Source organism: Leptothoe sp. PORK10 BA2 (assembly GCF_034932105.1).
Classification (GTDB): Bacteria; Cyanobacteriota; Cyanobacteriia; order Phormidesmidales; family Phormidesmidaceae; genus Leptothoe.
Window position 1 is genome coordinate 35,321 of sequence record NZ_JAYGIG010000123.1, and the last position, 13,801, is coordinate 49,121.

Consider the following 13,801-nt stretch of genomic DNA (forward strand, 5'->3'; position numbering starts at 1 on the left):
ATGGGCACCGTGGCCTAACTTAGGCAAACCGACCCATCGTATTTAGTTAAGTATCTTTATCTTTAGTGAATGATGGGACGAGTAGGACAAAACTCTGACCCGAGAGAGTAGCCCCTATTATAGGTACAAATACTGGGTCATGGGTTTTCTTTCTATCAAGCGTACATACCCATGGAGCGTCTATTTATACCATGAATGCAGTCTGGAGCATGGGTGGCCATGGGCCAATGCAGATCAGACGACGACAGGAATTAGCCTTACATTCCTTCGCCGGTCGGTAACGTTTCTATACAGTGGTTTCAAGCTGAGCGATTCATGAACTGGACGATCTGTTGAGCAGCTTGTTCTAACACTTCGGGGGGCTGTACCAGGGCAAAGCGGACATATCCTTCGCCAGATTTACCAAACCCTCTGCCCGGTGCCAAGGCCACCCCGGTGGCTTCCACCAAGCGAACGCAAAAGTCGATCGAGTTATGGCTAAATGGTTCGGGCAGTTTGGCCCACAGGTACATGGTGGCGTCAGGCCGGGTGACAGTCCAGCCGTGGTGATGGAGGGCATTGACCATGGCATCCCGGCGGGCTTTGAAGGTGTTGACGGTGGCGCGAACACAGTCCTGAGGTCCTTCTAGGGCTGCGATCGCACCCCGTAAAATCCCCTGATACTGGTTAAAATCCACCGTTGCCTTCACCTGGCGCAGGGCCAAAATCAGCTCTGGGTTGCCGATGGCATAGGCAATGCGAAAGCCACCCATGTTGTAGGCCTTGGAAAAGCTAAAAAACTCAATGGAGCAGGTTTTACCAGGATCGGCCTGGAGCACCGAGGGCGCTGGCTGACCATCAAAGCAATGGTCGGCGTAGGGAAAATCATGGGCCAACACCAGGTCATGGGCCTGGCAAAAGGCTACAGCCCCAGCAAAAAACTCAGCCGTGGCCGTGGCCGTCGTTGGATTATGGGGATAGCTCAGCACCATCAGTCGCGCCTGAGCCAGCACCGCCGCCGGAATGTCCCCCAGCACCGGCAGAAATCCATTGTCCGCCAGTAGCGGCATCGAATAAATCTGGCCGCTGGCCAGGTGAATTCCCCCAGCATGGGAGGGATAACAGGGGTCTGTCAGCAGGGCAAAGTCCCCCGGATTCAACACGACCAGGGGTAAATGGGCCGTGCCTTCCTGGGAACCAATCAGGGGCAGCACCTCCGTTTCTGGATCAATGGCGATGCCAAATTTTTCCGTATACCAACGGGCCGCCGTCTGCCGAAAGGCACGGGTACTTTCAAACAGATTGTAGCCATGGGTGGCCGGGTCTTGGAGGGCGGTTGCGATCGCAGTCAACACATGACCCGGCGTTGGCAAATCCGACGAGCCCAAGGATAAATCCACCACTGACTTACCCGCCGCCCGCGCCCGCCCCTTCGCCCAATCCATATCGGCAAAGACGTTGGTTTGCAGGGGAGCCAGACGATCGGCGAAACGCATAAAAAGTTAAGGGCAAAGAGCGTTGAAGTCCTAAGCCTAAATTTTAAGCCACCATCCAGACCTCAAAACCCAAAACCCAACATTGGGGTTAGCAATTAGATCTAGGGATCAGGTTTTAGAGTCTTAAAGGTTATCCAACTCCAGCTTCAAAGCTTCCAACTCACTGTCCACCACCGCATCCACCGGGGCATCCATGGGCTGAGCATCGGCTGGGGGCAGCGCCTCCTGGGTGACGGAACCACCCGTCAGCTGAGCCTTCATCGCCGCCAGTTCAGATTCCACATCACCGCCTGCCTCTAGGCTGACAAACTGACTTTCCAGATCGGCACCGGCTAACTCAGCAGCAGCTTGGCCCCGAGCTTCCATGTCCAGAATTTTTTCTTCCATGCGCTCAAAGGCACCGACGGAACTGTTGGTGCTGAGGTTGCCCACGGTCTTCTGTAGCTTTTCGTTAGCCTTGGCCGCACTGGCGCGGGCCTTGAGCATGTTTTTCTTCGTCTTATATTCAGAAATTTTGCCCTCTAGGCCAATCAGGCTGCGCTTGAGGGATTCCACCGAAACGGACTGCTGGTCTAGCTGAGCTTTCAGGCTCGCTGCCGTTTCCGCATAGGTTTTCTTGCGTACCAGGGCTTCACGGGCCAGGGTTTCATCCCCCTTTTGCAGGGCTAGCTGAGCTCGCTGGGTCCAAGTGTTGGCCTCGGACCGGGCCTTTTCTTCCTGCTGTTCTACCCGTTTTTTACTTGCGATCGCACCCGCCACGGCCTGACGCATTTGCACCAGATCCTCCTGCATATCCATGATGCTTTGCTCAAGAATCTTCTCAGGATCTTCGGCCTTGCTGACGGCATCGTTAACATTGGCGCGGAGAAGTCGGCTAACGCGATCAAATAACCCCATTGGTCTTCCTTGTCCTTGATGACTTTGTAGTGGATTGGGCGAGAGGGGGTATTCGAACATCCCCCGGCATAGCACCTAACGGTAACCTAGCGCTTTAGTTTTAGCATATGTTGCTCAGCCCTAAAGGGATAGCAAACCGTCTTTAGATATTTTCTAGAATCTTTAAGGAAATCGTATATTCCGTCAGATTCCCCTCAAACATCCAGACTGGCGGGTAGACGTAATTGCGAGGTCTAGGTACATAAAATATTTTTGATGAATGCCTGGGCATATTAAGCCTAGATCTTTAATGGTTACTTACATTGATTCATGTGATTTTCTCCTAAGCTTGGAAAAATATAGGCCTATCTTGCCGAGCATTCTATGCTTTACCCAATTAAATCAACAACTAAATGTATTTCCTTAAATATCACCATAAAACAGGCCCGTCACGGGTAACTACTGCCCTATTAAGTCTAGCTAAACGGCAGCTAGGGTGGGTAGTTTTGAGTCTACTATTGACCGTTGCCTGGTCCTTTGGTGGATTTGTGCAACCCGTCCAAGCCCATCGTCCCCATGACATAGTTACCCAAGTCAAGCTCTCCCCCAACTACAGCCAGGACAAAACCGTCTATTCCCTAGTGCGGGGCAATCTTTTTAAGTCCACGGATGAGGGCAATAATTGGCAACGGATTGTACAAGGGCTCGACACCTTGACCCCATTTTCCACCCTCACCATCGATCAGACCCAGGGGCAGTTGCTGGCGATGGGCACCTATGGTGACGGCATTTTTCGCTCTGAGGACCAAGGAGCATCATGGCAACAGTCCAATGCAGGCCTAGGCACTCTGGACATTGGGGTGGTGTACAGTTTGCCCAGTAATGCCAAGGTGATGCTGGCAGCCGGGACAGAAGGCGGACTGTTCCGAAGCGATGACGGGGGTAAGAACTGGTTTTCCGTAGTCGGTGCCGACCAGCTTTTCTCAGTGATCACAGAGACGGAAGGCACCCTATGGGCAGGGGATGACACCGGTCTGCTGCTGAGTTCCAGCAACGGCGGTGACAGCTGGCAGTCGCGGCTGACCTTAGCAGAGGACCCGATTACAGCCATTACTGGCAATAGCAAAGTACTCTACGTGGGCACCGCCACTAAAGGCGTGTTTCGGGTCAACCCTGACACCCTGGAGGTGGTGGAAATCAATGCGGGATTAAAAGATCTGCGCATCCAGGATGTGAAGATCCTACCCGGTAACACCCGAGGATTGATGATTTCCAGCTGGGATCGGGGAATCTCCATTTCCCTCGATAGCGGTGAAACCTGGAGGGACTACCCCCAAGGTCTGACGAAAGATAAGCAGGCTGATGAATTTAAAACCCATCACTTCTCTGAAATTGCCCTGTCGAATAACTTCCTCGTCGACAAAGTAGCCTTTTTAGGAGGCTTTAACGGTCTTTATCGCTCGATCCAAGGGGGCCAACAGTGGCGGGAGATCGAAACCTTGGCGCGGGGGGTAGTGGTGGCCATAGATGTGTCCCCCAACTACGCTGAAGATGGCACCCTAGCCCTCTCCACCTACGTTGGTAAAGTTATGATGAGCCAGGACCAGGGTAAAACCTGGGAGCTGACCATGAATGGCCTGGAGGTACCCCGGTTAAACGGTAATTTTGAACCGTCCTACCAGGACCCTCGTCGTTTTTTTGACATGGCGTTTTCCCCTGACTATGGCACGGATAAAACCTTGTTTACGTCGGGCCTGTGGACCAAATTTATGCGCTCCACCAATGGAGGCAAGTCCTGGTCAATCCACAGTTTAGATAAGGAGGCGCGAGGTATCACTCTGTTGCTATCCCCCGATTTTGGTACCGATAAGACCTTATTTGTCAACAATCAGGCGGGGCTACTGTATCGTTCCACCAACGGTGGTAAAACCCTCAAGGAAATGACCAAACTGCCCTGGAAACGGGGTAATGACGGTCCATCCATGGCGATTTCCCCCGGCTTTACTCAGGATAAAACCCTGTATACGGTAGCTGAGACGGGGGTTTATCGGTCTACGGACGCGGGTAAAACCTGGCAGTCCACCACGGAAAACACCCCCATTGCAAAGGCTTTGAACCTACAGCTAGAGATTTCTCCCAACTATGTCCAGGACAAAACCCTGTATGTGAGCAGCTATGGTGGGTTGTTTCGGTCGACCGATGCGGGGGACAGCTGGCAGCCGGTGGCGATTGCCGATGTGGCTGCCGATCGCACTTTCTTAGAAGGGGTGGCCCTTTCCCCGGCCTATGACCAGGATGGTACGGTGATGGTGAGTCTGCGGGGCAAGGGGCTGTATAAAAGCGTGAATGGGGGGGAGACCTTTGAACCCATTGGCGATGCTAGTCTGGCCTTTGCTCGCATGTACAACGTGCCCTGTGCCGGTCGCCCCATTGAGTTTTCGCCCAACTACGCTGAGGACAACACGGTTTTTGGCTTTGGTGCGGCCAATACGGACATCTATCGCTCCACTGACGGTGGCGATACCTGGGAGATCTTGAAAACCCCTGCCGTGGAACCCCCTGCAGAGGTGAGTACGATTAAGCAAATTGCGATCGCAGCCGAGCTTTACCAAGGCAGCATACTTAAAGTGTCGTTAGCTTTGGCAATCGGGATTGTGACCTACATCGTCACCGGACTGCTGGGACTGGACAAACTCCTCAAAATCAATCGACGGTTAATCCAGTTTTGTGCCGCCATGGGCAGTTTTTCCCTAGCCCTAGTGGTGTTATTAAAAATCCTATAACCCGGAGAAACCCAATCAGTTCCCCCACAACGTCAGTTCCCATGGTGCCGTAACCAGGCTGACTGTCGCTTAACTTTGCGATAGTCAGCTAGGGTCAGTTGTCGCCAAGAAAACCACAGCCCATAAATCAGCCCTCCCAAAGCAACATTGCTAAACAGAAAAATATAGCCCTTAGGCGAAGCCCCCGTAATTTGTCGCCAAATAAACAGATCGAGACTCACTAGAATCAGCAGTGTGTTCAAACACCAGCCTCGACAAATGCGTAACCGACTGCGACCATACTCCAGCAAACTGGCCAGTCGTTCAGACCGCAAATAGATATATCGTCGATCATCATAGTCATCCCCATCTTGGTCATAAAACTGTTGAGCCAAGGTGGACTTCCAAATTGTATCGAACAGGCCATCCGCCACCCGATCCGTCACAATCCCCAAAATGTAGGTAATGGCCAGAATTGGCAACAATGACGGCAAGGTCAACAGATGCTCAAACGGCACCCAGCCATACCCAAATAGACTCAGCACCAAAAGGACCACCCACATCGTAGCCCCCACACCAATGACAATCAACTCAACAAATAGATCAGTGGTATTCACAGCAAGGTATCCCTAAAATGTAGCGTTGTGAACCATGGGCACAACGTCAGTGAACCCTAACAGCTGCATATAGCTTTGCCCCTGTAGTTCACAACATCGGTGATCGACAAAAGCTACATATAGCAAAACTATGTGCTGTGGCTTTACGCACATAGACATAGCTCACTAAATATAGATCACAACATGGGTGCTCTATAGAACTGTTAAATCCTGCATGATAAGAATCTCCTAGGAGAGAACCCCAAACAAGTTCATCGCGGCATCCTAAAAACGACAAACAACAGCTCATAGATAGAGAGTTTTTTCCTAACCCTCTATCTATGAGCTGTTGAGTAACCACTATCTGATTTTTAATAACCAACTGAATCCCTTTGTTTTAATGGGTTTCTTCCACTTTTGGAGTATCGTTGCAGGGTAGTCGCTGACCAAACACTGAACCATGCAACCGGATGTGCTGGCCTTTGATTTTGATGGGGTGATCTGTGACGGACTGATCGAATATTTTCAGACCGCGTGGCGAGCCTATGGCAAACTTTTCCAGCCCGAAAGCCCTGAACCGCCTGCCGGTTTAGCTGAAAAATTCTATCCCCTGCGTCCCGTCATTGAAACCGGATGGGAAATGCCCATGCTCCTGCGAGCTCTGATTGCGGGCAAAACGGAGGGGGAAATCGTGGCGGGCTGGCCAGAACTAGCGCTACCGTTTCTAGAACAGGCCAAGCTGACCAAAGCTGAGGCGGCCAAAGTATTGGATAGCGAACGGGATGCTTGGATTGCCACCGACTTGGATCACTGGTTGGCCCAGCATCGGTTTTATCCTCATATGTTATCGGTGTTACAAGCGTCCGTGGCAAAACGTCCCACCTATATTGTCAGTACGAAGGAAGGGCGTTTTATTCAACAACTGTTGCAGAAAAGTGGGGTGGCTATGCCCCCGGAAAACATTTTGGGGAAAGAGGTGAAACGCCCCAAATATGAAACCCTTCGTTTACTGACGGCCACACACACCGTTAACCATCAGCCCCCCACCCTCTGGTTTATCGAAGACCGGATTAAGGCCCTCCAGTCGATTAAACAACAACCGGACCTGGGCCATGTGGAACTCTTTCTGGCCGACTGGGGCTACAACTTACCGCCCGAACGCCAGGCAGCCCAGGCAGATGATCGAATTGATCTGCTATCGTTAAACTCGGTAGTACAAAAGTTCGATATGGAATAGGCGCACCCATGCTGGATCTGTCGAAAATTGCCCAGCAGATGCAGGGGATTAGTAATCATCTGGCGAAGGAGGCCGAGGCGGCAAAGGTGAGGATTGCGATCGCAACCCAACTACTCCACCAAGCCCACCAACAGCAGGCCCACTTAACCCAACAGCTCCAGACTAACCAGCTGGGCTTTGCCGCCGCCGAACCCATGGAACCCTTGGACACCCGAGTCGCCATCCCAGCAGCCCCAGAAGCCCATACCGTCATCGCCACCGACGGCTCCCAAATCAACCCCAGCCACCACGAAATCGCCTACTGCTATTTGATCAACATCGGGCGGGTGGTACTGCACTACGGCCAGAGCCGATTTCCATTGCTGGATAGCCAGCCCGAAGTGATCTATCGGCCGGAAGATCTCTACGCGTCACGCCAGTGGGGCATCAGTACGGAGGAGTGGATGGGGCATCGCCGGACAATGGCGGAGGCAATGGTATTGGGGGAGTTAGGGACGGAGGTAAGTGGAGGGGAAAAGGGAAAAGGGAAAAAAGGAAACGGAGGAAAGGAAAAAGGGGAAAAAAGACAGGGAAATCTCAAAGGCCAGAAGGGACAGCTCTCCCTTTTACAGCGGCCCCCCGTGCCCACCTTGGCCATGACCGATGGTTCATTAGTTTATTGGTTTCTGGATCAGCTGCCGGCGGCGGCACGGGACCAGATTTTAGAGCCCATCTTAGCGGCGTGGGATCGTCTCCGCGCCGCCCAGGTGCCCATGGTGGGCTACCTCAGTGCCTCCCGGAGCAGTGAAGCCCTCAATTTCCTACGGCTACAAAGCTGCCCCCATGACCAACCAGACTGTCAGAAACATTGCGCAGGCCAGACCGACGGAGCCCCCTGTCAGGTCTTCTCACCCCTAAGGGACGTCACCCTGTGGGCCACCTTACTTGAGCCTGGGCAGCGGGGACCGTTGTTCAAAAGCTCGGCAGATATTTTGCAGCTCTATGGCGACCATCAGGTCTACTTTTGCCATGTCCATGTGGGAGCTGAAATTGCCCGCGTGGAGTTCCCTGAATGGGTGGTTCAGGACAAAAAGCTGTTTGAAGCAGCCCTGAGTCTGACCCTAACCCAGGTACAAAAAGGATTTGGCTACCCAGTTTCCCTGGCCGAGTCCCACAATCAAGCCGTGGTGCGCGGGGGCGATCGCAGTCGTTTTTTCGCCCTCCTCGAACAGCAAATGCTTCGGGCTGGCCTACAAAATGTAGGCACATCCTATAAAGAAGCCCGAAAACGCGGCAGCATTGCTTGATGGGCAGAGGGCATCGGGAATTCTCTACATGGACCTCGTTGTTAACCGTACGTTCCTACAGATCTTTATCTCCATATCTCGTCCCCATATCTCGTCTGCCGATGTATGTAGTCACCGATCGAGCTACGGCTGTGAATTCCTTCCCCCAACCGCCGAGTCGTCATCTCTGGCACTGTACTCAAACCATCGATGCCCACGATAGCTGGATTCGTTCCCTGGCCATCGATGGCCAAGGGCAATACATCATCAGTGGCAGCGGCGATCGCACCATTAAGCTATGGCACCTGAACAGCGGGCAGCTGCACCAAACCCTACAGGGCCACAATGGCTGGGTGCGGGCCTTAGCCCTTAGCCCCGATGATGCCCTGATGGTCAGCGGCGGTAATGACCATGATGTCTGCCTCTGGCGGCTAGGCCAGGGGAAACCGGTGGCGACCCTCAGCGGCCATACCGATAGCGTCCGGGCCGTTGCCTTTAGTCCCGATGGCCAGTGGATTTATACCGGTAGTCAGGATAAAACAGTGCGGCGGTGGTCCGTGGCCACAGGTCAATTGCACAACATACTACTCACCCATCAGCATTGGATTCGCACCCTGGTGCTCAGCCCCGATGGACGTACCCTGGTGATCGCTACCCAGGATCAGGAAATTAATATTTGCAATGCGGCCACTGGTCAGATTCACCGCCGATTGCAAGAGCATACAGACGACATTGTGTCCCTGGCCATCAGTCCCGATGGCGGATTACTGGTCAGTGGCGGAGCGGATAAAAAAGTAATGTTCTGGCGGCTGCGGGACGGTCGACTCATGGGGGAACTCGATGCCCACGGCGGCGGTGTTAACAGTGTCAGCTTTAGTGCCGATGGCAAACTATTGGCTACGGCTAGTCGCGATCGCACCATTCGCATTTGGAACATGACCACCCGCAAGCTGCTCGACATCCTAACAGGCCACGACAGCGGTGTCTGGTCCGCCGTCTTTGCCCCGGATAACCGCACCCTGATCAGTGGGGACTGGTCTGGGCAAATTCGCTGTTGGCAGTTATCCCTGTAGTACCGTTGCCGTCGATACCACTCATTGAATAACTTAAGGCCAAGCTTTTCAACTCAAAAGCTAGTATTGAGGTAGCTGTTTCAATTTGCTGATAACTGACCCTATGGAAACCCTAGCCCTAACTAACGACAACGTAGAAAAAGTGCTTGATGAACTGCGCCCTTACCTGATGGCCGATGGTGGCAACGTTGAGCTAGTAGAAATTGATGGCCCCGTGGTCAAACTGCGATTACAGGGTGCCTGCGGTTCTTGCCCCAGCTCAGCCATGACCCTGCGCATGGGCATCGAGCGCCGCCTACGAGAATTTATTCCTGAAATCGCTGAAATCGCTCAGGTTGTATAACCCTCATCCCCCACCCCCTTCTCCCTGAGGGAGAAGGGGCGCTAAACTCTAAATCCCTCTCACCAGGGGGAGGGATTTAAGGGGAGGGCGGCATTTAGGATCAGGGATGATATCCTGATCTACTGAGAAAACTCGGTGAACCAACGTGCTTGATCTAAAGCTGATTCGACAAAATCCTGACCATGTGGCAGCGGCCTTAGCCAAGCGCAGCGGCGACTATGCTCCGGCACTCTCTGAGCTGCAAACCCTGGATCATGAGCAAAGGGAATTGGAGGGGGTGCGATCGCAACTCCAAGCCAACAGTAACGAAATTGGCAAAGCCGTCGGCATCCAGATCAAAGGCGGTGCCGATCCCCAGGGCGACGAAGTCAAAGCCCTACGAGACCAGGGTAACCAAATCAAAAAAGAACTCGCCGAACTAGAGCCCAAAGAAAAAGAACTCAAGACCAAAATCCACAACCTCCTACTCACACTACCCAACCTGCCCAACGACAGCACCCCCGCAGGCAAAACTGAAGACGACAATGTGGAAGTCCGGCGCTGGGGCGATGACCTCATTCCCCAAGGCGATGGTTTTCTCCCCCACTACGAACTGGGCGAAAAGCTGGGCATCATGAACTTCGAGCGCTCCGTCAAAATCGCCCAGAGTCGCTTTGTCACCCTGATCGGTGCTGGTGCCGCCCTCGAACGAGCCCTGATCCAGTTCATGCTCGACCGCCACACCCAATCGGGCTACACCGAAATTTTGCCCCCCATCCTGGTCAACTCCGCCTCCCTCACCGGATCAGGCCAGCTGCCCAAGTTTGCCGAAGACAGCTTTAAATGTGCCGACGACGACCTCTGGCTCACCCCCACCGCCGAGGTACCCCTCACCAATATGCACCGCAGCGAAATCCTCACCGAGGATGAGCTACCCATCAACTACTGCGCCTACACCCCCTGTTTCCGTCGGGAAGCAGGCAGCTACGGCCGCGATACCCGTGGCCTGATCCGGCTGCATCAGTTCAACAAGGTAGAAATGTTCAAGTTCGTCCACCCAGACACCTCATTTGACGAACTCGAAGCCCTCACCCAAGACGCCGAAGATATTCTGCAGCAGCTCAAACTGCCCTACCGAGTCATCGCCCTATGCACTGGCGACATGGGCTTTTCCGCCACCAAAACCTACGACCTAGAAGTATGGCTACCATCAGCCAACCGCTACCGTGAAATCTCCAGCTGCTCCAACTGCGTTGATTTCCAAGCCCGCCGAGCCGACATTCGATTCAAAGTACCCGGCCAAAAGGGCACCCAGTTCGTCCACACCCTCAATGGGTCGGGCCTGGCCATTGGCCGCACCATGGCCGCTATTCTCGAAAACTACCAACAATCCAACGGCAGTGTGAAAGTACCCGACGTGCTCCAAACCTACCTAGGACGGGATTTCCTTTAACCGATTCCCCCCCACCTATACAACTAGGACGGTAGAATGGTGCTTAGTGGCGAATTCCATAGCTTTCCACCACTTATTCTTTTTTACTGCCATTTATGTCTGCTCTGGCCCTGATCTCTGTAATTGCACTGCTGATTTTTGTACATGAGTTAGGCCACTTTTTGGCAGCTCGGCTGCAAAGCATCCACGTTAACCGCTTTTCCATTGGCTTTGGTCCCATCCTCTGGAAGTACCAAGGGTCACGCACAGAATATGCCCTGCGGGCATTACCCCTCGGCGGCTTCGTGGGATTTCCCCTCGATGACGACCCCAACAACGGATTTGCCCCTAACGATCCAGACCTGCTGCAAAACCGTCCAGTGATGGACCGCGCCATTGTCATGAGTGCCGGGGTAATTGCCAACCTATTGTTTGCGTACCTCGTTTTTGTCATTCAGTTCGCCAGCGTAGGGATACCCGAAAGCTTTGAAGTTCAGCCTGGGGTGATCATTCCCCAAGTTATGTCCACCACCTCGCCCGCCGCCAAGGCGGGAATTAAAGCTGGGGACATTATTTTTTCCGTTAATGGTCAGCCCCTCGATCAAGGCGACGAAAATGTTCAGACCTTGATTGACGTAATCCAAAAAAGCCCCAATCAACCCGTCGATTTTCTAGTCAAACGGGGCAAAAAGGAGCTGAACTTCACCGTTACTCCAGATATTTCCCCTGAAGGTAAGCCCGTCATTGGGGTGCAGCTATACCCCAATGAAAAGGTCAACTACAAGCGGTCCAACAATCCTATCGAGATCCTCAAGTTGGCGGCCGAAGCCTTCCAAAATGTCTTTGTCCGTACAGCCCAAGGATTTCTCGATCTGGCAACGAACTTTTCAGAAGTGTCAGGCCAGGTATCTAGCCCCGTTGGCATTGTGGACCAAGGCCGGACCATGGTAGACACCGATTTTACTAGCCTGTTTCGCTTCACCGCTTTAATTAGCGTGAACCTGGCCATCATTAACATCCTCCCCCTACCTGCCCTAGACGGTGGCCAATTAGCCTTTTTACTAGTCGAAGCCCTAACCGGCAAGCCCCTACCCCGACGCATTCAAGAAAGTGTCATGCAAACTGGACTGCTGCTGTTCTTAGGGTTAGGTGGCATGCTCATTGCCCGAGATATTTCACGTCTAGAAATTTTCCAGAACGTTTTTCAATAGTTTTCCAGAGGTAGAGCCATGCCCTACCCCCACTGCTCCTTCAAAACAGAGTTGGGGTAGGGATTTAAGGTTTAACACACCAAAATTTGGCCCATTCAGTCTTCAGTCAGCCCCCTAATCCTCTGTGACCACCGCCCAGACCAAACGCCCCCGCCTCACCCAAAAACGCCGGGCCTTACTGATTCTCGAATGCCTCAAGGAACTCTACCCTGAGGCCCCCTGCTCCCTTGACTACGAAAATCCACTGCAGCTGCTGATCGCCACCATGCTGTCAGCCCAATGCACCGACGCTCGGGTCAACCTAGTCACCCCGGCTCTGTTTGAGCGCTTTCCAACGGTGACAGACTATGCCGAAGCTGAGGTGACTGAGATTGAATCCTACGTCAAATCAACCGGCTTCTATCGCAATAAAGCCAAAAATATTCAGGCCGCCTGCGAAAAACTCATCCTCGATTTTGGCGGTGAAGTCCCCCAATCCATGGACGAGTTAACCAGCCTGCCGGGGGTAGCTCGTAAAACCGCTAACGTAGTGCTGGCCCATGCCTTTGGCATCAACGCGGGGGTGACCGTAGACACCCATGTAAAACGCATCACCAACCATCTCGGCCTGACCAAACACGATGCCCCGGTCAAAATTGAGCAAGACCTGATGAAGCTGCTACCCCAACCAGATTGGGAGAACTGGTCTATTCGCCTGGTGTACCATGGCCGTGCTGTATGTGATGCCCGCAATCCTGCTTGTGAACGTTGCCAGCTCTTGGAGTGGTGCCCGTCTGGACCCAGGCTAATCAAAGCCAAAACCTTAGCCAAAACCGCAAAATCCTCTGCCCAAAAGCCCTAGCCCTCACCCAGATCAGCAACGACGTAAAACATTTTTGCCAAAAATGATAATGTCCTCTAATATAAGAGACTGTGATAAATATCGGAACCTATAGGAAACTATCAGCCCCATGGCTAAGAAAGGTATGATTGCGCGCCAGCGTAAGCGCGAAAAGATAGTTGCAAAATATGCAGCTAAGCGTGAGGCCCTGATGAAGGAATTTGATGCCGCTGGCTCCCAAGCACAGAAGCTAGAAATCCATCGTAAAATTCAACAGCTGCCCCGCGATAGCTCACCCATACGTTTACACAATCGCTGTTGGTTGACGGGTCGTCCCCATGGCTACTATCGTGACTTTGGCCTCTGCCGTAATGCCCTCAGGGATATGGCCCACCAGGGTCTATTACCCGGTGTAGTTAAATCAAGCTGGTAGCGATCAACTTCAAAAGTCAACAAACTATGCGTCCTGTTTGTCTAACGTACAAGCAGGGCGCATAGTTTGTTAAACGTAGCTTCAAGATTATAGATTCAAGGTTTGATCGCCCCCAAATCTTGCATCCAATTCCCAAATCTTGCATCCAATTCTAAATGACCTATCTTTAAAGTCCTAGCGCGCTCCCCGTCAGGGCATATTAAAAAAAATAGAAATCGTTAGTAGGGGGCTGAGTAATGACAGAAAGTTCCAGAACAAACATCATTCAAGGCTCCTTACGCAACATCTTGAGTGACCAT

12 protein-coding genes are annotated in these 13,801 nt (G+C 52.7%); 9 read left to right on the forward strand and 3 right to left on the reverse strand.

The window, feature by feature from the left end:
- Window positions 1-299 precede the first annotated feature (299 nt).
- Together VB741_RS19340 and VB741_RS19345 are read right to left on the reverse strand one after the other, a co-directional pair.
- Window positions 300-1,475 (reverse strand): LL-diaminopimelate aminotransferase, encoded by a 1,176-nt coding sequence (locus tag VB741_RS19340; RefSeq protein WP_323366840.1) that lies wholly within the window; start codon window positions 1,473-1,475, stop codon window positions 300-302.
- A 123-nt stretch (window positions 1,476-1,598) separates the two neighbouring features.
- Window positions 1,599-2,372, reverse strand: coding sequence for a PspA/IM30 family protein (locus VB741_RS19345; RefSeq protein ID WP_323366841.1), 774 nt, complete (start codon window positions 2,370-2,372; stop codon window positions 1,599-1,601).
- Window positions 2,373-2,857: 485 nt separating this feature from the next.
- Here VB741_RS19345 and VB741_RS19350 point away from each other — a divergent pair, with 485 nt between their 5' ends.
- Window positions 2,858-5,134 carry a WD40/YVTN/BNR-like repeat-containing protein gene (locus tag VB741_RS19350; protein WP_323366842.1) on the forward strand — a complete coding sequence of 759 codons (2,277 nt, stop codon included), beginning with the start codon at window positions 2,858-2,860 and terminating at the stop codon, window positions 5,132-5,134.
- Window positions 5,135-5,166: 32 nt separating this feature from the next.
- Here the strand turns inward: VB741_RS19350 and VB741_RS19355 are convergent, their stop codons facing one another.
- On the reverse strand, window positions 5,167-5,730 hold the full coding sequence (locus VB741_RS19355) for a hypothetical protein (RefSeq protein ID WP_323366843.1): 564 nt from the start codon (window positions 5,728-5,730) through the stop codon (window positions 5,167-5,169).
- A 439-nt stretch (window positions 5,731-6,169) separates the two neighbouring features.
- Here VB741_RS19355 and VB741_RS19360 point away from each other — a divergent pair, with 439 nt between their 5' ends.
- The 8 genes from VB741_RS19360 to rpsN all read left to right on the forward strand — a co-directional run bounded on the left by VB741_RS19360 (window position 6,170) and on the right by rpsN (window position 13,502).
- The gene (locus VB741_RS19360; RefSeq protein WP_323366844.1) at window positions 6,170-6,946 is read left to right on the forward strand and encodes an HAD family hydrolase; all 777 of its coding nucleotides are present in this window, start codon (window positions 6,170-6,172) and stop codon (window positions 6,944-6,946) included.
- 8 nt (window positions 6,947-6,954) lie between these two features.
- A complete protein-coding gene (locus tag VB741_RS19365) occupies window positions 6,955-8,232 on the forward strand; it encodes a DNA double-strand break repair nuclease NurA (RefSeq protein WP_323366845.1) in 1,278 nt (425 codons plus the stop codon).
- A 101-nt stretch (window positions 8,233-8,333) separates the two neighbouring features.
- The gene (locus VB741_RS19370) at window positions 8,334-9,284 is read left to right on the forward strand and encodes a WD40 repeat domain-containing protein (RefSeq protein ID WP_323366846.1); all 951 of its coding nucleotides are present in this window, start codon (window positions 8,334-8,336) and stop codon (window positions 9,282-9,284) included.
- Between the two features lie 103 nt (window positions 9,285-9,387).
- Complete coding sequence (locus VB741_RS19375; RefSeq protein WP_323366847.1) at window positions 9,388-9,627, forward strand: NifU family protein; 240 nt, start codon at window positions 9,388-9,390, stop codon at window positions 9,625-9,627.
- 145 nt (window positions 9,628-9,772) lie between these two features.
- Window positions 9,773-11,059: a serine--tRNA ligase gene (gene serS / locus VB741_RS19380; protein ID WP_323366848.1), complete on the forward strand. Its 1,287-nt coding sequence runs from the start codon at window positions 9,773-9,775 to the stop codon at window positions 11,057-11,059.
- A 95-nt stretch (window positions 11,060-11,154) separates the two neighbouring features.
- The gene (rseP, locus tag VB741_RS19385; RefSeq protein ID WP_323366849.1) at window positions 11,155-12,249 is read left to right on the forward strand and encodes an RIP metalloprotease RseP; all 1,095 of its coding nucleotides are present in this window, start codon (window positions 11,155-11,157) and stop codon (window positions 12,247-12,249) included.
- 124 nt (window positions 12,250-12,373) lie between these two features.
- Entirely contained in the window at window positions 12,374-13,090 is a 717-nt protein-coding gene (nth, locus tag VB741_RS19390) for an endonuclease III (protein WP_323366850.1), read from the forward strand.
- A gap of 109 nt (window positions 13,091-13,199) precedes the next feature.
- Window positions 13,200-13,502 carry a 30S ribosomal protein S14 gene (gene rpsN, locus VB741_RS19395; protein ID WP_323366851.1) on the forward strand — a complete coding sequence of 101 codons (303 nt, stop codon included), beginning with the start codon at window positions 13,200-13,202 and terminating at the stop codon, window positions 13,500-13,502.
- The last annotated feature ends 299 nt before the right edge of the window (window positions 13,503-13,801 follow it).